Raw genomic sequence first — 1,015 nt, 5'->3', positions numbered from 1 at the left:
GCCCTGCTGGACCTCCAAAAAAAAGTTTCGGAAATCCTGGGAGTGGAACTGCCCAAGCCCGACGAGGAGCCCTGATGGCGGTGGCCCTGCAGGCCGTCGACGAGTTGGGCGTGGCGCCGGTGTGCCAGGCCCTGGGCCTACCGCGCGCCACCTTCTACCGGCAGGTTCGGCCGAAGCATGGACCGGTGCACAAGCCCCGCCCACCGCGAGCCCTCCCGCCCGAGCAGCGGGCCGAGGTCCTCGCGGTGCTGCATGAGCCGAGGTTCCAGGATGCGGCGCCCGCGGAAGTCTACGCGCAGCTACTCGACGAGGGGCGCTACCTCTGCTCCGAGCGCACCATGTACCGGGTGCTCGCCGAGAACCACGAGGTACGCGAGCGCCGCAACCAGCTGCGCCACCCCAATCACCCGGTGCCTCAGCTGCACGCAACCCAACCCAATGAACTCTGGAGCTGGGACATCACGAAGCTGCACGGCCCGGCGAAGTGGACGTACTTCTACCTCTACGTCGTGCTGGACGTCTTCAGCCGCTACGTCGTCGGCTGGATGGTGGCGCATCGTGAGTCGGCCGCCCTGGCCCAGAAGCTGCTGGCGACAACCTGCGAGCGCCAGGGCGTGGCGCCCGGCCAGCTGACGATTCACGCCGACCGAGGCTCCTCGATGACCTCCAAGCCGGTGGCCCTGCTGATGGCCGACCTGGGCGTGACGAAGACGCACTCCAGGCCCCATGTCTCCAACGACAACCCCTTCAGCGAGGCCCACTTCAAGACGCTGAAGTACCGGCCGGATTTCCCCCGGCGCTTCGGCTGTCTCCAGGACGCCCGCGGCTTCTGCGGCGACTTCTTCGGCTGGTACAACCAGGAGCACCACCACGCGGGCCTCGGCCTGCTCACGCCCCACGACGTGCACCACGGCCTGGCCGCCAGGCGCATCGCGGCTCGGGCCGCCGTGCTCTCCGCCGCCTACGCCGCTCACCCCGAGCGCTTCCCTCGCGGCCCACCCAAGCCGCAGACGCT

At 69.1% G+C, this 1,015-nt stretch carries 1 protein-coding gene; it reads left to right on the top strand.

From position 1 onward, the window contains the following. Nucleotides 1-1,015 (top strand): IS3 family transposase (locus D7X55_RS39670; RefSeq protein ID WP_233610383.1); only part of this gene is annotated, 1,015 nt, incomplete at both ends.

The sequence above is a fragment of the Corallococcus sp. AB049A genome (genome assembly GCF_003668885.1).
Taxonomy (GTDB): domain Bacteria; phylum Myxococcota; class Myxococcia; order Myxococcales; family Myxococcaceae; genus Corallococcus; species Corallococcus interemptor.
Note: the sequence above shows the minus strand (reverse complement) of the source record. Positions and strands in the feature narration are given on the sequence as shown.